Raw genomic sequence first — 16,409 nt, 5'->3', positions numbered from 1 at the left:
CGTTGCCGCTCGAGCTCAGAACGTCTTCTCGCTGATCACTTCGAAGCGCTCGACCGCGCAGTGCGCGGCGACCACCGCCAGCACGTCCGTCGAGGGCTCGACCGCGTCGGGCTGCTTCCATTGGACATTGAAGGAAAACACGAAGCGGTCGCGCTCGGCATCGTGCTCCATGCCGACGAAGCGCGCGCCGTAGCCGAGCGGGCGTATCATGTCCGCAATGTCGGGCGGCGAACTCTTCGGCCATGACACCGACAGGATCGCCTTGTGGTCGCGAGCAATCTTGAGGTCGACCCATTTCAGCGCCTGCAGCGTCCCCAGCGTCAGCACCGTCGCGATCGCGCCGAGGCCGAACTGGCCGCCGCCGAAGGCCAGCCCGATCATCGTCATGATCCACATCGTGGCGGCGGTGGTGACGCCGGTGACGAGATCGCCGCGCCTCAGGATAGTGCCGCCGCCGATGAAGCCGACGCCGGTGAGCACGCCGAGCGCGAAGCGCATCACATCCATGCGCACGAAGGAGTCGGGTCCCTTGCCGGACACGTCGAGCAGCATGTTGGCCTGAACCATGGCGACGCAGGCCGCCAGGCCGACCAGTATCGTCGTGCGCAGCCCGGCGGAGTGGCCGCGCGCCTCGCGATTCAAGCCGATGAGGAAGCCTGCGAGCAGCGTCAATAACAGCCGCAGGACGAGATCCGGCCAGGTCGGATGAAGCGGCATGTCGCAGCAAAGCGGCTCAAACATCCTCGATCAGGGCAGGATCGGTGCCTTGTCCTCGATTGCGTTGGACGTTCAACTAAACTCGGCCGCGGATGGTTCCTCGGAGCAATTCCAGGAAAAGCGTGAAACGGTCAGGCCCGGCGACTTCGCAGAGCGGTTCGGCATTTCCATGAAACGGTGAACCGCTCTAGCCGACGTCGCCGCTGCATCCGTTTCAGTGGATGGCGAGACTGAGCACCAGCGCCAGCACGACAGCGCCGGCCAGCCCGGCGATGAAGATAATGCGCTGGGCGCGCGTGTGCAGGATGATTTCGCCCTGCCTGGCGTCCCGGCCGGAAAAGACCGGTCGTTCCTTGTCTCGATCCTCGCTCATGATCTGCTCCTTCCCTGCACGGGAGGTGTCAGGACAGGAACCGATTTGCCGGCGTGAAGGTTCCGCCGATTTCGCGGACGGACAAGCAAGCTCCCGCGACCGGGTATTCAGCCGGTCGCGGGACAGGGCGGGTTGAGGCAATTCCGGGAAAACGCGAAACGGCTTTCCGTCCGGAATTGCGTCAAAACAACTAGCCGAACTTCGGGTCGAGGCTGCCCGACTTGTAGCGTTTGGCCATGTCCGACAAGGGGATCGGCTTGATCTTGGGCGCGTTGCCGGCGGTGCCGAACTGCTCGAAGCGCTCTTTGCAGAGCTTCTTCATCGCTGCCATCGCCGGCGTCAGATATTTGCGCGGATCGAACTCGGATGGATTCTCGGTCAGCACCTTGCGGATCGCGCCGGTCAGCGCCATGCGGTTGTCGGTGTCGATGTTGATCTTGCGCACGCCGTGCTTGATGCCGCGCTGGATTTCTTCCACCGGCACGCCCCAGGTCGGTTTCATCTGGCCGCCATATTTGTTGATGATCTCCTGCAGCTCCTCCGGCACCGAGGACGAGCCGTGCATGACCAGATGCATGTTGGGCAGGCGGCGGTGGATCTCCTCGATCACGTTCATCGCCAGCACCGCGCCGTCAGGCTTGCGCGAGAATTTGTAGGCGCCGTGGCTGGTGCCCATGGCCACCGCCAGCGCGTCGACATGGGTGTCGCGCACGAACTGCTCGGCCTGCACCGGGTCGGTGAGCAACTGGTCGTGGCTGATCGCGCCTTCGACGCCGTGGCCGTCTTCCTGCTCGCCGCCGCCGCTCTCCAGCGAGCCGAGCACGCCGATCTCGCCTTCGACCGAGACGCCGCCCCAATGCGCCATGTCGACGACGCGGCGCGTGATGCCGGAATTGTAGGCGTAGTCGGCCGGCGACTTGCCGTCCTCCTTCAGCGAGCCGTCCATCATCACCGAGGTGAAGCCGTACTGGATCGCGGTGACGCAGGTCGCTTCGTTGTTGCCGTGGTCGAGATGCATGCAGACCGGGATGTCGGGGTGGATCTCGACCAACGCGTCGATCAGCTTGGCCAGCACCACGTCATTGGCATAGGCGCGAGCGCCGCGGCTCGCCTGCAGGATGACCGGCGACTTGGTCTCCTCCGCCGCCTCCATGATGGCGAGCCCCTGTTCCATATTGTTCATGTTGAAGGCAGGCACGCCATAGCCGTGTTCGGCGGCATGGTCGAGCAATTGTCTCAGTGTGATGCGAGCCAACGAATAGTCTCCCGTATCTGGTTCGAGCCGTGTTTGAAAAGGCCGCCCAGGCGGGCGGCCAGTTGCTTCTGGCCGGATTTCCGATGGACCGCAACCACTCTCGTTGCGGTCCTGAAATCCAAATCGGTTTAGGTCTGGTGCACCTGCTGCTCAGGCGGCGATGCGTGCGCGCGCGGCAAGGATCTCGACGCAGGCTTTTGCCGCTTCCTTGCCCTTCACCAGAAAATGCTCGTGGAAGAAGCGGCGGTGCTCGGCGCTCTCATGGTAGTTGTGCGGCGTCAGCACGGCCGACAGCACCGGCACGCCGGTCGCGAGCTGCACGTTCATCATGCCGTCGATGACGGCGCTCGCCACGAAATCGTGCCGGTAGATGCCGCCATTGACGACGAAGGCGGTGCCGAGGATGGCGGCATAGCGGCCGGTCTCGGCGAGTGTCTTGGCGTGCAGCGGGATCTCGTAAGCGCCAGGCACATCGAAGATATCGACGGCAAAGCCGCCGAGCGCGGCAAGCTCCGCCTCGAAGGCCGTCACGCACTGGTCGACGATGTCGGCATGCCAGCGCGCCCGGATGACGGCGACGCGGCGGGTTTCTTTGTCTTTGGGGAAATGCTGATTCATGGGTCCTTCCTTCCGTTTCGAACCAGAATCAGGACGCACGACGCAAAATCCGGCCCGCGCGAGCGGGCCGTCCTGCGTACGTTCTCTTCCATCCGGACTGTAACCGTCGGCTCCGGAATCGCACCGGATCTGCTGACCCTCCCGTTGCCAGGAGGCGCTCGCGGGCTTGAGGCACCAAAGTGCTCTTACCGCCGGAGGGGACTTTCACCCCGCCCTGAGAACATTAACGCGGTCTGTATGGGAGAGGAGGGCGGCGCTGTCAATTGTCGCCATCGCCGGTGCTGCCAATCTCACCCACGAGGGACCCATGAGGGGGGATCACTCAGTCACCCCGCTCCGGAAACATCGCCCTCAATCCCTCGCGCGAGGCTTTTGCCACACCGCGCTCCGTGATCAGCCCTGTCACCAGCCGCGCCGGCGTCACGTCGAAGGCCGGGTTCGCCGCCGGCGTGGCGTCGGGCGAGACGCGCACCTGCGCGACCTTGCCGTCGGCCGTCTTGCCCCAGACCAGCGAGACCTCGTCGCCGGAGCGTTCCTCGATCGGGATCTCGGCAAGTCCGTCGGCGACCGTCCAGTCGATGGTGGGCGAGGGGAGCGCGACATAGAAGGGCACGTCATTGTCGGCGGCGGCAAGCGCCTTGAGATAGGTGCCGATCTTGTTGCAGACGTCGCCATTGGCGGTGGTGCGGTCGGTGCCGACGATCACCATGTCGATGTCGCCATGCTGCATCAGGTGGCCGCCGGCATTGTCGACGATCAGCGTGTGCGGCACGCCATGGCCGGCCATCTCCCAGGCCGTCAGCTGGGCGCCCTGGTTGCGCGGCCTGGTCTCGTCGACATAGACATGGACCGGAATGCCGGCCTCGGTCGCCAGGTAGATCGGCGCGGTGGCGGTGCCGTAGTCGACCGTCGCCAGCCAGCCGGCGTTGCAGTGGGTCAGGATGTTGACGGTCTCGCCAGGCTTCTTGCGCGCCGCGATCTCCCTGATGATGGCAAGCCCGTTCTCGCCGATGGCACGGTTCAGCCCGACATCCTCGTCGGCGATCTCCACGGCCCGCTTGTAAGCCGCCTCGGCTCGCTGTTGCGGCGCGAGCGGCTTCAGGAAGCGGCGCATCCCGTCCAGCGCCCAGCGCAGGTTGATCGCCGTCGGCCGCGTCTTGTTGAGCGTCTCCCAAACCGCGTCGAGTGCTTCGTCCGAGGCATCGTCGGTCATCTGGATGGCGACGCCATAGGCTGCGGTGACGCCGATCAGCGGCGCGCCGCGCACCCACATGTCGCGGATCGCGGTGGCGATGCCGGCGACGGTTCCGATCCTCTCGACGCGGAACTCGTGCGGCAGCCAGCGCTGGTCGATGATCTCGACCGAACGCTTGTCGTCGCTGAGCCAGATGGTGCGGTAGTGGCGTTCGCCGACGTTCAAATTCAATTCTCCTGTTCGATCAGCGCGGCCAGGGTGTTGACCTCGTCGATGCTGTGGATCTGGCGCCGGTTGACGGCGATGTGCCGGCCGAAGCGCAGCGCCTTGGCCTCACATCTGGCGCGCAGGTCGGCATCGGCAATGGTCTCGAAATCGGCATTGTGGGCGAGGCCGAGGATGCGCCTGTGCACCTCGATGCCGGCGAAGCCAAGCAGGTCAGTCCAGATGCCGGAGAGCGTGTGGTCGAGCGCCTGCTCGGCGCCCAGCCTGTCGCCTTGGTCCTCGAACAGGCTCTTCTGGTAGAGCATGCCGGTGCGCTCGGTCCGCCACAGATGCGAGAACTCGGCGCGAAAGACGGCCCAGGTTTCGGCCGTGACCTTGAGCAGGTACGCACGCATCGAGTCCCGGCGGCCCTTCTCCTCATGGCCGCGTTGCGAGAAGAAAGCCATCCAGAAATTGGCGAGCAGCATGCCGACGTCGAAGGCGATCGGGCCGTAGAAGGCGAATTCCGGATCGATCATCCGGGTCTCGCTGTCGGTCACCATGATCGAGCCCGAATGCAGGTCGCCATGCAGCAGCGTCTCGGCATTGGCGGCGAAGAGATGCTTCAGCCGCTGCGCCTCGACCTTGAGGTCGCGGTCGGCGCGCAGTTCGGCCACCAGGCCGTCGAGCTGCGGGCTGGTGTGCCGGTTCATCTCGGCGTCGAAATAGGGATCTGAAAACACCAGGTTCTCGGTGATGTCGCAGAGCTCGACATTGTCGGCGAACAGCGCGAGATCGGCCTTGCGCTCTCTGGTCACCATCGACAGGTCGGAGCCGCGGAACAGCGTCCGGGCCATGAACAGGCCGATGTCGCGCGCGATCTTCGGCAGCTCGCGGCCGTCGATCAGCGCGCGCCGCAGGATGATGTGCGGCGGCGCCAGATACTCCATGACGATGAGCGCCTGGGTCTCGTCGAAATGGTAGATCGCCGGCACCGAGCCGGGCGCCCGGCGCTCCTGCCTGGTCAGCGCATGAAATTCGAAGAACGAGCGCTTGAGCGGTAGCGGCCAGCTGTCGCCGACCAGCCGCACATAGGGCAGCGCCTGCTTGACCACCGCGGCCCCGTGATCACCCTCGACGATGAAGACGAGGTTCAAATTGCCGTCGCCGACCTCGCGTACTTTCCACTGGCTGGCGTCCTTGCCGATGCGCTCTGTCAGCGCCTCGTTGGCGCCAAGGCGCTTCGGCAGCGTTTCCACCGACAATGCTTCGAACGTCTCGGTCATCCTCTCCCCTCCTGCGCGTGGTCTCCGACGATAGCGGAGCCACGGCGGCGAGGCCAAGCTAGGGAGCGCTCTAGCAATTGTCAATCGTGTTGACAATTGCCGAGTGAGCCCATAGCGTCACGGATCAGGGAGGAACGAATGGGCGCAGATGCCGTGTTCCGTGTGGAAGGCCTGAGGAAATCCTTTGGCCAGAACGAGGTGCTTGGCGGCATCTCGGTCGACTTGTTTGCCGGCGAGGTGACCGTGCTGATGGGCGCCAACGGTGCCGGCAAGTCCACCCTGGTCAAGATCGTCAGCGGGGTCTATTCGGGCGGCAGTGGATCCATGCGGCTTGCCGGCCAGGCCTTCGACCCGCAGACACCCGCAGAAGCCATCCGCGCCGGGGTCGTCACCGTGCACCAGAACATCAATGACGGCGTGGTGGCCGATCTCGACGTCGCCACCAACCTGACGCTGGACCGGCTGAGCGGCAAGGGCGCATCGCTGCTGTTCAAGCCTGCCAATGTCCGCGCCGAAGCCAGGGCCGTCGCCGATCGCATGGGGCTTATCATCGACCTCAGGGCGCGTGTCGCCGACCTCTCGCTCGCCGACCGGCAGATGGTGGCGATCGCGCGGGCCATGGCGCACCGGCCGAAGGTGCTGATCCTCGACGAGCCGACCTCATCGCTGTCGAGCGCCGAGGCCGACCGACTGTTTTCGCTGATCGACCGGCTGCGCGGGCAGGGCGTCGCCATCCTCTACATCTCGCACCGCATGTCGGACATCAGGCGGCTCGCCGACCGCATCGTCTCGATGCGCGACGGCGTCATCTCCGGCACCTTCGACCGGAAGCCGCTCGACTATGAGGGCGCCGTCAACGCCATGCTCGGGCGCAAGATCCAGCTCGACCGGGTCGTCGCCAGAAACTCGGCGCGCGTGGTCTTCACCGCCGAAGGCCTGCAGCTGGCGCATGGCGCCAAGCCGATCTCGATGGCGCTCGGCGCCGGCGAGGTGGTGGCGATCACAGGCCTCGTCGGCGTCGGCAAGACGGCGCTGGCCGAGACGCTGTTCGGCGTGCGCAGGCCGCTGGCCGGCACCATGCATATGGACGGCAAACCTTATGCGCCGGGATCGGCGCGCGAGGCGATCGCCGCCGGCGTCTTCCTCGTTGCCAAGGACCGCGCGATGAGCGGCATCGTCGGCGGCTTCAACATCGAGCGCAACATCAGCCTGCCTTTCCTCAAGCGCATGTCCGGCTTCGGCGTCATGAAGAAGCGCGCGGAACGCGCTGCCGCGCGCCGCCAGATCGACGAGCTCGGCATCGTCTGCCGCTCCGAGAAGGACGAGCTGTACGCGCTCTCGGGCGGCAACCAGCAGAAGGTGATGGTGGCGCGCTGGATGTCGCAGGCCTCGCGCCTGTTCATCCTCGACGAGCCGTTCCAGGGCGTCGACATCTCGGCCAGGCGCGACATCGCCGCCAAGCTGAGGGCAAGCGCCGACGGCCGCGCCACACTCGTCTTCGTCACCGAGCTAGACGAGGCGCTGGAGACCGCCGACCGCATCCTGGTGATGTCGGAGCAGGCGATCGTCGGCGAGCACCGGAACGATGGCATCGATCTCGATCGGCTGCTGGCGCAAGTGGCCGGCGGGCCGCTGCATGGCACGGTGTGAGATCGTACCGATGACGAGACTTGGAGTGCAGGCATGAGTTCCAGTTTGACGGAGAGGGCGACAGCGCGGGAGCGTTCGATGACATTGCGTGACCTTGCCATCCGCTATGGCTTCATCGTCCTTCTGGTCGGGCTGATCGCCTATTTCGCGGTCGCCGCCGACGGGTTCGTCTCGCCGCAAAGTGCCGTCTTCATCTTTCAGTCGGTTGCGATCACCGGCGTGCTGGCGCTCGGCGTCACCGCGACGCTGGTCGTCGGCGGTTTTGATCTCTCGATCGGTTCGGTCGCCACCAGCGCCATGATGGCGGCCTCCTATGCCATGGTGGTGCTGGAGCAGAACGCCATCGTCGCCGTCATCGCCTGCCTGGCGATCGGCGTGGTCGTCGGCCTGATCAACGGCTGGCTGATCGTCTACATGCGCGTGCCGGATCTTCTGGCGACGCTCGGCATGATGTTCCTGCTGCTCGGCCTGCAGCGCATTCCGACCGAGGGCCGCTCGATCGCCACCGGCATGACCATGCCCGACGGTTCCGTCGCCAACGGCAAGTTCTCAGAAACCTTCCTGGCGCTCGGCCGCCACCGCATCGACTTCTTCATCCCGAGCCTGATCCCGGTCTCGGTGGTGGTGCTGGTCGTGCTTGCGGTGCTGATCTGGTTCTTCCTCGAATACACCCGCTTCGGCCGCATGATGTATGCGGTCGGCAGCAACGAGCGCGCCGCCGAACTCGCCGGCGCGCCTGTCAAGGCATACAAGATCTGGGCCTATGTCATTTCGGGAGTATTTGCCTCGATCGGCGGGATTTTGCTCGCCGCCCGGCTTGGACGCGGCGACATCGCCTCGGGTAATAATCTCTTGCTCGACGCGGTAGCTGCGGCGCTCATCGGTTACGCGGTGCTCGGCGCCGCCAAGCCCAACGCCTTCGGCACCGCCGTCGGCGCGGTGTTCGTCGGCGTCCTGTTGCAAGGCCTGACGATGATGAACGCCCCTTACTACACGCAGGATTTCGTCAAGGGCGCGGTGCTCGTCGTCGCCCTTGTCTTCACCTTCGCCCTTTCCGGCAGGGGCAAGAGATAGTTTCGACCGGGGCAAACAACGGAGGAAAACGACGTGAGCATCACAAGAAGACTTTTGGGGAAGGCCACACTCGGCCTCGCGGGCGCGGCGCTGCTGATGCAGGGCACGGCATTGGCGGCGGACCGGCCGGCGCCGTTCGACAAGCCGGGCGTCAAGATCGCGCTGGTTCGGTACCTTTCGACCGGCGACTTCTTTCAGGCCTATCTCTCCGGCGTCGAGGCGCAGGCCAAGGCGCTCGGCGTCGACCTGCGCGTGCTCGACAGCCGCCAGGACGCAGCACTCCAGGCCGATATGGTCGACCAGGCGATCGCGCTCGGCGTGCAGGGCATCATCATCCAGCACGGCCTGACGGAATCGATGAAGGACGCGGCCCAGCGCGCGGTCGATGCCGGCATCAAGGTCGTCGCCTTCGACGTCAATGTCGAGAACCCGAAGATCCCGCAGATCGAGCAATCCGACCGCGACCTCGCAAAGCTCGCGCTCGAGCAGGCGGTGAAGGACAATGGCGAGGCCTGGAACGCCGGCTACGTCTATGTCGCCGGTATCGCGCCGCTCGACCGCCGCAACGAGACGTGGGTCGACGTGAAGAAGAAATATTCGGGCATCAGCGAGGTCGCCATGTTCGGCACGCTCGACAACCCAATCGCCAACTCCGTCGCCAACCAGGCGCGCTCGGTGCTGCAGGCGCATCCCGACATCAAGGTGATGTTCGCGCCCTATGACGAATTCGCCAAGGGCGTGAAGATCGCCGTCGACGAGGCCGGGCTGAACAAGGGCATCAAGATCTACTCGGCCGATATCTCGACCTCGGACATCGCCGCGATGCGCGAGCCGGACAGCGCCTGGGCCGCCACCGCCGCCACCAACCCGGCCGTCGTCGGCCAGGTCTCGGTGCGCGCGCTGGCGCAGCTGCTTGCCGGCGAGGATCCCGGCCACAACGTCATCGTGCCGCCGACGCTGATCACCCAGAAAGAGCTCGTCGACAAGGACATCAAGAACATGGAGGACCTGTCGGCCAAGCTGCCGCAGTTCGCCCATGCCGATGTCGCGATGCCGGCCTGGATGCCGAACCCGAACGCCAAGTAAGCTCGGGCGTCATGGCCAAGGAAAAGAGCGGCTCTCGGGCCGCTCTTTTTGTTGCGCCTTTCAGACGGAGCGCGCCGCTCGCGCCAGCCCGTGCGCCACCAGCCGGTCGATGACCTCTGGATAGCTGACGCCGCTCGCCGCCATCGCCTTGGCGTACATGCTGATGTCGGTGAAGCCGGGGATGGTGTTGAGCTCGTTGATGAGGAACGTCATATCCGGCATCAGGAAGAAGTCGACACGCGCCATTCCGTCGCAACCGATGGCTCTGAAGGCCTTTGCGGCCGTGTCGCGCATGCCCTGCTCGACCTCCGGCGGCAGTTCGGCCGGCACGATTAGTGCTGCGCCGTTCTCGTCGATGTACTTGGCATTGTAGTCGTAGAAGCCGTGACTTTCCGCGGGCACGATCTCGCCCGGTCGCGAGACGAAGAGTTCGCCCGTGGGATCCTCCAGCACGCTGTATTCGATCTCGCGGCCACGAACGAACTCCTCCGCCAGCAGCTTGCGGTCGTACCGGAAGGCCTCCGCAAGCGCCCGATCGTATTCCTGGCTGGCGTTGACCTTTGCGACGCCGACCGACGAGCCTTGCCGCGCCGGCTTGATGAACAGCGGCAGGCCAAGCTGATCTTCCAGAACGGCGAGGGAAGGCACCGCGCCCTCGTCGATCGTCACCGAGCGCGCCACCGGCAGCCCCGCCGCCTTTAGCAGCCGCTTGGCGATATCCTTGTCCAGCGCCGTGGCGGAACCAAGAATGCCGCAGCCGGCAAGCGGCACTTGAGCCACCTCGGTCAGGCCCTGCACGGCGCCGTCCTCGCCATGCAGGCCGTGCAGGACGGGAAACAGGATGTCGATGGCCGGCAGTTCGTGCGGCGGTCGATCGGCCGGGACTGCCAGCATTCGTCCATGCCCACCCGGCACCAGGCAGATCTCCATGCCGGCTGAAGGTGTCGCCAATGCGCCGTGCTGGAAGCTGCTCAGCAGCCATTGCCCCTGGCGGGTGACGAAGATGGGGATGGTATCGTATTTCTTGGGGTCGAGCGCGCGCATGACATTAGTCGCCGAAAGCAGCGAAACCTCATGCTCGGCGGAACGTCCGCCGAAGAGCACACCGATGCGCAGTCGTTTCGTGGCCATCGACATCTCCACCGAAGATCAGGGTTGGAAACCGACCGCGATGCCGCGCCGGGCAAAAAAGCGGTCGAAGCTGGCCAGCGGCAGCGTGACGTTCGCCTGGCTCCGCCGGTCGTGGCCGGACGGGTTGTGGAAGCGGATTTCGCCTGGTGAGGCCGCCGTCACCAGCACCAGGTGCCCGCCCTTCGACGGCGGCTCGCGCCCGGGCCAGCGGATTCCGGGATGCACCGAGGCGATGAAGTAGCGCCACCTTGAAAAAAGCCCGGGCACCATCGCCATATCGACATTTGTCATCGTCTCGGCGGGGAGGCCGAAATGATCGCGGACGAATCTGACGAAGGGCTCGTAGATCAGCCCCTTGATCGAACCGTCCACTTCATTGACGATATAGCCGCCATAGGCCGTGCAGGCGCGGGCGAGCTCGAGCGTCGGATGGATTTCACCGCGCGCGGCAAGGATCATCTTCAGGCAGGCCATGCCGCAGACATTGACCGCCCAGCGCGCATAGTCCTCGACGGTCTCGGCGCCGGAGTTGCGCCACAACGGATCGCGATGCAGGACCGATGGTCCCTGCGCCAGGAGCGGCAAAGTCATGCCGGGCGATTCCCACTGGCTGAAATAAGGCACTTCCCTGGATTGCATACCGGCTCCAGCCCAACATCTCGCATTGGAGGGCAAGGCACCCCCTTAAAGCTGTTCGAGCAATAAGCGAAGGATTTGAGCGGATTTTGACCGGCTGGAGCAGTTTTCCAGCAGAAGTGGGGAAACGAGCGGTTCGTCGTTTTCGTCAAACGATGAACCGCTCCGGGATGGCCTTACGTCGTCAGCGCAGTGCCGCGGCGATGTTGCCGCCGTCCACAGTCGTCACATCGGCGGTGGTGCGCTCGGCGAGCGCCTGGTGCAGGAAAGCCTGCGCCACATCGTCGGCCGTCACTTCCTGTCCAAGCAGATTGCCGGACATGTATTCCTTCTCCGACACGCCGCGCGCGCCGGAGCGGCTGGCGATCATGGCGTCGGTCAGAAGGCCAGAGCGGATGCGGTCGGCGTTCACCGCGTTGGAGCGGATGCCGTGCGCGCCGTAATCCAGCGCATACTGCCTCGACAAAAACAGCGTCGCCGCCTTGGGCAGACCGTAGGCGCCGAATTTCGGCCCGGGATTGACCGCCTGCTTGGAGGTGTTGAAGAGCAGTACGCCGCCCGTGCCCTGTTCCAGCATGATGCGCACCGCGTTCTGCGCCGCCGATTGGTGGGCGAAGAAGTTGAGCTCGAAGCTCCTGCGCAGCAGCGCATCGTCGATCTCGCCGATCCGTCCTTCCCAGGCGGCCCCGGCATTCGAGACCAGGATATCGACGCCGCCATAGACGGCGACCGCCTTGTCGAAGGCGGCGCGCATCTCGGCCGGATTGGTGATGTCGGCGCCGACGCCGATCGAATTGTTGCCGGCAGCCTTTGCCGCTTCCGCGGCCTTGGCCGGGTCGAGGTCGACGATGACGGCATGCGCGCCGTTGGCGGCGAACAGCCTTGCCGTCGCTGCCCCGATCGCGCCGGCGCCGCCGGTGACGAGCACCACCTGGCCGGTCAGCGGCTTCGGCTTGTTGGAGGCGAGCTTGGCCTGTTCCAGCGACCAGTATTCGAGCGGGAACAGATCCGCCTTGGAAAGCGGCTGGAAGTTGCCGATGGCTTCGGCGCCGCGCACCGCCTCGATCCACATCTCGCCGACGTCGGAGGCGATCTTGGCGTCCTTCAGCGTGCGGCCATGGCCGAACATGCCGAGGCCCGGCACCAGGGTCAGCCGCGGCATCGGGTCGAGCATGATGCGCTTGACGTCGTCCAGCGCGTCATTGGTCTCGAAATAGGCGCGGTAGTCTTTCGAGAACGCCTCGACATGGCCGCGGATGACCGCCTTGTAGTCGCCGAGCTTGTCGGCGTCTGGCGCCGGCACCGCCATCGGCCCGGTCTTGATGCGGATCGACAGGTCCGGCGTCGAGACGCCTTGGCCGGCCAGGTCGGCGATCTTTGCCGAATTGATGAAATCGACGATGGCGTCCGAGGTGCGGAAGTCGCTGATCATGCGGTCGAAGCGGCCTTCGCCGTGCGCCACCGCCACCGCGCCGCGCAGCGTCGGCGCGATGTCGCTGGGCTTTGCCAGCTTCGCCGGCAGCGCCGCCTTGGCCGTTTGTGGCTTGCCGTTCTTGGCCACAAAATCCTCGGCGACGGTCACATAGTGGATCATCCGGTCATAGGCCTGCCTGGCATCGTCGCCGAAGGTGAAGATGCCGTGCTTGTCGAGGATCAGGCCCTCGACGCCTCGGTCGGCGTCGAAAACCTCCGCCGCGACCTTCGCGAGATGGAAGCCCGGCTTGATGTAGGGCACGTAACCCATTTTGCTGCCGAACACCTTTGCCACCAGCGCCTTACTGTCTTCCTGGTCGACGATGGCAAGGATGGCGGTCGAATGGGTGTGGTCGACGAATTTGTGCGGCAGGAAGGCGTGCAGCAGCGTCTCGACCGACGGGTTGGGGGAGGCGGGATCGATGAGGTTGGAGCGCTGCAGCGCCACCATGTCCTCGTCGGAGAGACTTTCCAGCCCGCGAGCCTTGAGCAGCGCGCCCATCTTCACCGCCGGCAGGCCTTGCGGCTCGATGACCGCCATGTCCCAGCCGCTGCCCTTGACGCAGAGCACGTCCCATTCGTCGCCGACGAGATCGGTGGCCCTGGTCTTGCAGGAGGTGTTGCCGCCGCCATGCAGCACCAGCCGCGGCTCGCCGCCGAGCAGACGGGTCGTGTAGACGCGCAGCGCAAGGTCGCGGCCGACGCCCTTCTTCGCATAGTCGGCAACCATCTTTTCCGCGTCAGCGTCATTCCAAAGGTTCTTCATCTCGCTCCGTCCGATACTCGTCTTTTTGCTCATGAACAGAAAGCCGCGACGTCTTGATGACAGAAGCGGCGGGGGTGGTTTTTCTACGAAGCCTTTTTGCTCGCCGCGCCCGCGTGCGCGAGGAGGCGCTCGGCCATGTGCGCGCCGACCACCAGATGCGTGCACAGCCCGCCGGCGATCGCCGCCAGCAGCGGCTCGAACTTGCTGTCCTCCTGCACCACCATAAGCCGCTTTTCGATGGCGCGCAGCGAGGCGAGCTCGGCGGAGATGACCCGTCGGTTGTAGTCGCAGTCGAGCACCTCGCCATCGGCGTCGATGACCTGCCCGGCGATGACGCCGGCCGCACCTTGTCCGCGCAGCGCCGACATTTCGGCCGGCGACAGCGCGCCGCATTTCACCAGATGGCTGTCGGCATCGACGGCGCCGACCGAATAGAGCGCCAGATCGCAATCGCTGATGCCGGCAAGCTGGTCGCGGATCACCGGCTCGGCGCGCAGGCCCTGCGCCAGTTCTTCGGTCGACAGCACCAGCGGCGCGTAGAAATTGAGGCCCTTGGCGTTCAGCCGCCGGGCGATCTCCATCGTGCACTGGTCGGGCCGGTAGGAGTACGGCGCGCCGAGATTGCCGCAGAGCTGCACCACGGTGACGTCCTGCAGATCGGCATAGGACATGATGTCGGCGATGGTGTAGACGGTGCGGCCCCAGGCGACGCCGATGCGGTCGCCCTTCTTCACGAGCTCTAGGAAGACGCTCGCCGCCAGCACCGCGATGTCGGTCGAGGGGTCGGCGACATAAGCGTTTTCCGGCGCAATCCAGACGGCGTCGAGCTTGAAGGCATCCTCCAGCCGGCGCGCCATGACGTCGTCGGTGAAAAGCTGCGTCGAGGTCGAGATGTTGACGATGCCGGTCTCGCGCGCCTTGCGCAGATACATCGCGACCGACGCGCGCGAGATCTTCAGCTGGTTCGCCACCTCGTCCTGGCGCAGACCATGCGCATAGTAGAGCCAGGCGGCCTTATGGATGAGCTGTTCTGCCGGTCTGATCGCCATGCCGCCTCCTCGGCTGACATTAGTCACGGCTCTCGACAAAAGTCAAATCTGGGCAGCTGGGTGTAATCGCCTTCCGGGGCGGCCAGATCGGAACAGCCATTCTACCGGGCGCTCATATGATAGCATTTCCCGGTCGTTCAGGGGGATGGCATGATCGCCGCCCAGTGGGTAGAAAGCTCGAAAAGGACTTTGGGGAGGATGGGATGGCCAATCCCTATGAACAGGATCTCGACAGGAACGCCGCCAACCATCAGCCGCTGACGCCGCTGACCTATCTGGAGCGCGCCGCCAAGACCTATCCCGACCACATCGCCATCATCCATGGCGGCCAGCGCATCACCTATCGCGATTTCTGGCGCCGCTCGCTGAAGCTCGCCTCGGCGCTTGCGAAACACCGCATCAGCAAGGGCGACACGGTGACGGTGATGCTATCCAACACGCCGCCGATGCTGGAGGCGCATTTCGGCGTGCCGATGACCAAGGCGGTGCTGCATTCGCTCAACACCCGACTGGACGCCGCCGTCATTGCCTTCCAGCTCGACCATGCCGACACCAAGGTGCTGATCGTCGACCGCGAATTCTCGGGCGTGGTCAGGGAGGCGCTGGCATTGGCCAAGGTCAAGCCGCTGGTCATCGACTATGACGATCCCGACTACGCCGCCGACGCGCCCTATCCGAAGGGCGAGCGGATCGGCACGCTCGACTATGAGGATTTCGTCGCCGGCGGCGACGAGGCCTTCGCCTGGTCGATGCCGGATGACGAGTGGGACGCCATCTCGCTCAACTACACCTCCGGCACCACAGGCAATCCGAAGGGCGTCGTCTACCACCACCGCGGCGCGGCGCTGATGGCCTACACCAACACCATCCATGCCGGCATGGCCAAGCACGCGGTCTATCTTTGGACGCTGCCGATGTTCCACTGCAACGGCTGGTGCTTTCCCTGGACTTTAGCCGTGCAGGCCGGCACCCATGTCTGCCTGCGCTGGGTGCGGGCAAAGCCGATGTATGACGCCATCGCCGACCATGGCGTCACCCATCTCTGCGGCGCGCCGATCGTCATGTCGGTTCTGATCAACGCGAAGGACGAGGACAAGCGCCAGTTCGCGCAGACCGTGACCTTCAACACGGCCGCCGCGCCGCCGCCGGAGGCGGTGCTTTCCGGCATGGCCGATGCCGGCTTCGCCGTCACACATCTCTACGGCCTCACCGAGACCTACGGGCCGGCCGTCGTCAACGAATGGCACAATGACTGGGATGCCCTGGAGAAGGGGCCGAGGACGGCGAAGAAGGCGCGCCAGGGCGTGCGCTATGCGGCGCTCGAGGAGCTGACGGTGATGAAACCCGAGACGATGACGGAAACGCCGGCCGACGGCGAGACCATCGGCGAGGTCATGTTCCGCGGCAACATCGTCATGAAGGGCTATCTGAAGAACCGCAAGGCGACCGACGAGGCCTTCGCCGGCGGCTGGTTCCACTCCGGCGATCTCGGCGTCATGCATCCGGATGGTTACATCCAGCTCAAGGACCGCTCCAAGGACATCATCATCTCGGGCGGCGAGAACATTTCGTCGATCGAGGTCGAGGACGCGCTCTACAAGCACCCTTCCGTCGCCTCCTGCGGCGTCGTCGCCCGTGCCGACGACAAATGGGGCGAGGTGCCGGTCGCCTATGTCGAGCTGAAGCCCGGCAAGGCCGCGACCGAGGCCGAGATCATCGAGCACTGCCGCTCACTGCTTGCCCGCTTCAAGGTGCCGAAGGCGGTGGTGTTCGCCGAGATTCCGAAGACCTCGACAGGGAAGATCCAGAAGTTCCGGCTGCGGGAAATGGCGAAGGGCCTCTGAGTTCGTCATCCCAGGGTGGAGCAGTCGCGGAGCGACGTCGCGGAAACCCTGG

General features: G+C 65.1%; 15 protein-coding genes and 1 riboswitch. Of the genes, 5 read left to right on the top strand and 10 right to left on the bottom strand.

What is annotated here, in order from left to right; all coding sequences use genetic code 11:
• Positions 1–15 precede the first annotated feature (15 nt).
• The gene (locus tag EJ067_RS07400; protein ID WP_245468192.1) at positions 16–717 is read right to left on the bottom strand and encodes an MgtC/SapB family protein; all 702 of its coding nucleotides are present in this window, start codon (positions 715–717) and stop codon (positions 16–18) included.
• Here EJ067_RS07400 and EJ067_RS34485 point away from each other — a divergent pair.
• Complete coding sequence (locus tag EJ067_RS34485) at positions 716–898, top strand: hypothetical protein (RefSeq protein ID WP_189510874.1); 183 nt, start codon at positions 716–718, stop codon at positions 896–898. The genes EJ067_RS07400 and EJ067_RS34485 overlap by 2 nt on opposite strands.
• Positions 899–931: 33 nt before the next feature.
• Here EJ067_RS34485 and EJ067_RS07395 read toward each other — a convergent pair whose 3' ends face one another.
• The 5 genes from EJ067_RS07395 to mtnK all read right to left on the bottom strand — a co-directional run bounded on the left by EJ067_RS07395 (position 932) and on the right by mtnK (position 5,648).
• Positions 932–1,090, bottom strand: a complete 159-nt coding sequence (locus EJ067_RS07395) for a peptide ABC transporter permease (protein ID WP_126085369.1) — start codon at positions 1,088–1,090, stop codon at positions 932–934.
• A gap of 190 nt (positions 1,091–1,280) precedes the next feature.
• Entirely contained in the window at positions 1,281–2,345 is a 1,065-nt protein-coding gene (gene fba, locus EJ067_RS07390) for a class II fructose-bisphosphate aldolase (protein ID WP_059185845.1), read from the bottom strand.
• A gap of 150 nt (positions 2,346–2,495) precedes the next feature.
• The gene (locus tag EJ067_RS07385; protein WP_126085368.1) at positions 2,496–2,963 is read right to left on the bottom strand and encodes a 6,7-dimethyl-8-ribityllumazine synthase; all 468 of its coding nucleotides are present in this window, start codon (positions 2,961–2,963) and stop codon (positions 2,496–2,498) included.
• Between the two features lie 76 nt (positions 2,964–3,039).
• Positions 3,040–3,189, bottom strand: a riboswitch (FMN riboswitch).
• A gap of 96 nt (positions 3,190–3,285) precedes the next feature.
• Entirely contained in the window at positions 3,286–4,383 is a 1,098-nt protein-coding gene (gene mtnA, locus EJ067_RS07380) for an S-methyl-5-thioribose-1-phosphate isomerase (RefSeq protein ID WP_126085367.1), read from the bottom strand.
• 2 nt (positions 4,384–4,385) lie between these two features.
• Positions 4,386–5,648 (bottom strand): S-methyl-5-thioribose kinase, encoded by a 1,263-nt coding sequence (gene mtnK / locus EJ067_RS07375; RefSeq protein ID WP_126085366.1) that lies wholly within the window; start codon positions 5,646–5,648, stop codon positions 4,386–4,388.
• A 138-nt stretch (positions 5,649–5,786) separates the two neighbouring features.
• Between mtnK and EJ067_RS07370 the strand changes: the two genes are divergently transcribed.
• The 3 genes from EJ067_RS07370 to EJ067_RS07360 all read left to right on the top strand — a co-directional run bounded on the left by EJ067_RS07370 (position 5,787) and on the right by EJ067_RS07360 (position 9,458).
• Positions 5,787–7,298: a sugar ABC transporter ATP-binding protein gene (locus tag EJ067_RS07370; RefSeq protein WP_126085365.1), complete on the top strand. Its 1,512-nt coding sequence runs from the start codon at positions 5,787–5,789 to the stop codon at positions 7,296–7,298.
• 78 nt (positions 7,299–7,376) lie between these two features.
• The gene (locus tag EJ067_RS07365) at positions 7,377–8,372 is read left to right on the top strand and encodes an ABC transporter permease (RefSeq protein ID WP_126085364.1); all 996 of its coding nucleotides are present in this window, start codon (positions 7,377–7,379) and stop codon (positions 8,370–8,372) included.
• 33 nt (positions 8,373–8,405) lie between these two features.
• On the top strand, positions 8,406–9,458 hold the full coding sequence (locus EJ067_RS07360; protein WP_126085363.1) for a substrate-binding domain-containing protein: 1,053 nt from the start codon (positions 8,406–8,408) through the stop codon (positions 9,456–9,458).
• Positions 9,459–9,518: 60 nt separating this feature from the next.
• Here the strand turns inward: EJ067_RS07360 and EJ067_RS07355 are convergent, their stop codons facing one another.
• The 4 genes from EJ067_RS07355 to EJ067_RS07340 form a co-directional block, all read right to left on the bottom strand.
• Positions 9,519–10,595: a D-alanine--D-alanine ligase family protein gene (locus tag EJ067_RS07355; RefSeq protein ID WP_126085362.1), complete on the bottom strand. Its 1,077-nt coding sequence runs from the start codon at positions 10,593–10,595 to the stop codon at positions 9,519–9,521.
• Between the two features lie 12 nt (positions 10,596–10,607).
• Positions 10,608–11,228, bottom strand: coding sequence for a hypothetical protein (locus tag EJ067_RS07350; RefSeq protein WP_126085361.1), 621 nt, complete (start codon positions 11,226–11,228; stop codon positions 10,608–10,610).
• Between the two features lie 181 nt (positions 11,229–11,409).
• The gene (locus EJ067_RS07345) at positions 11,410–13,464 is read right to left on the bottom strand and encodes a bifunctional aldolase/short-chain dehydrogenase (RefSeq protein ID WP_126085360.1); all 2,055 of its coding nucleotides are present in this window, start codon (positions 13,462–13,464) and stop codon (positions 11,410–11,412) included.
• 83 nt (positions 13,465–13,547) lie between these two features.
• Entirely contained in the window at positions 13,548–14,513 is a 966-nt protein-coding gene (locus EJ067_RS07340; protein WP_126085359.1) for a sugar-binding transcriptional regulator, read from the bottom strand.
• 203 nt (positions 14,514–14,716) lie between these two features.
• Here EJ067_RS07340 and EJ067_RS07335 point away from each other — a divergent pair, with 203 nt between their 5' ends.
• A complete protein-coding gene (locus EJ067_RS07335; protein ID WP_126085358.1) occupies positions 14,717–16,357 on the top strand; it encodes an acyl-CoA synthetase in 1,641 nt (546 codons plus the stop codon).
• The last annotated feature ends 52 nt before the right edge of the window (positions 16,358–16,409 follow it).

The sequence above is a fragment of the Mesorhizobium sp. M1D.F.Ca.ET.043.01.1.1 genome (genome assembly GCF_003952385.1).
Taxonomy (GTDB): domain Bacteria; phylum Pseudomonadota; class Alphaproteobacteria; order Rhizobiales; family Rhizobiaceae; genus Mesorhizobium.
The sequence above is the reverse complement of the archived record's forward strand: the minus strand, read 5'-3'. Positions and strand labels throughout refer to the sequence as shown.

Bases quoted from the DNA above. Each gene is read 5' to 3' on its own strand.
- EJ067_RS34485 (WP_189510874.1), top strand. From the start codon at position 716: ATGTCGCAGCAAAGCGGCTCAAACATCCTCGATCAGGGCAGGATCGGT.
- EJ067_RS07370 (WP_126085365.1), top strand. From the start codon at position 5,787: ATGGGCGCAGATGCCGTGTTCCGTGTGGAAGGCCTGAGGAAATCCTTT.
- EJ067_RS07335 (WP_126085358.1), top strand. From the start codon at position 14,717: ATGGCCAATCCCTATGAACAGGATCTCGACAGGAACGCCGCCAACCAT.
- EJ067_RS07365 (WP_126085364.1), top strand. From the start codon at position 7,377: ATGACATTGCGTGACCTTGCCATCCGCTATGGCTTCATCGTCCTTCTG.
- EJ067_RS07400 (WP_245468192.1), bottom strand. From the start codon at position 717: ATGCCGCTTCATCCGACCTGGCCGGATCTCGTCCTGCGGCTGTTATTG.
- mtnK (WP_126085366.1), bottom strand. From the start codon at position 5,648: ATGACCGAGACGTTCGAAGCATTGTCGGTGGAAACGCTGCCGAAGCGC.
- EJ067_RS07385 (WP_126085368.1), bottom strand. From the start codon at position 2,963: ATGAATCAGCATTTCCCCAAAGACAAAGAAACCCGCCGCGTCGCCGTC.
- EJ067_RS07350 (WP_126085361.1), bottom strand. From the start codon at position 11,228: ATGCAATCCAGGGAAGTGCCTTATTTCAGCCAGTGGGAATCGCCCGGC.
- EJ067_RS07340 (WP_126085359.1), bottom strand. From the start codon at position 14,513: ATGGCGATCAGACCGGCAGAACAGCTCATCCATAAGGCCGCCTGGCTC.
- EJ067_RS07345 (WP_126085360.1), bottom strand. From the start codon at position 13,464: ATGAAGAACCTTTGGAATGACGCTGACGCGGAAAAGATGGTTGCCGAC.
- EJ067_RS07395 (WP_126085369.1), bottom strand. From the start codon at position 1,090: ATGAGCGAGGATCGAGACAAGGAACGACCGGTCTTTTCCGGCCGGGAC.
- EJ067_RS07355 (WP_126085362.1), bottom strand. From the start codon at position 10,595: ATGTCGATGGCCACGAAACGACTGCGCATCGGTGTGCTCTTCGGCGGA.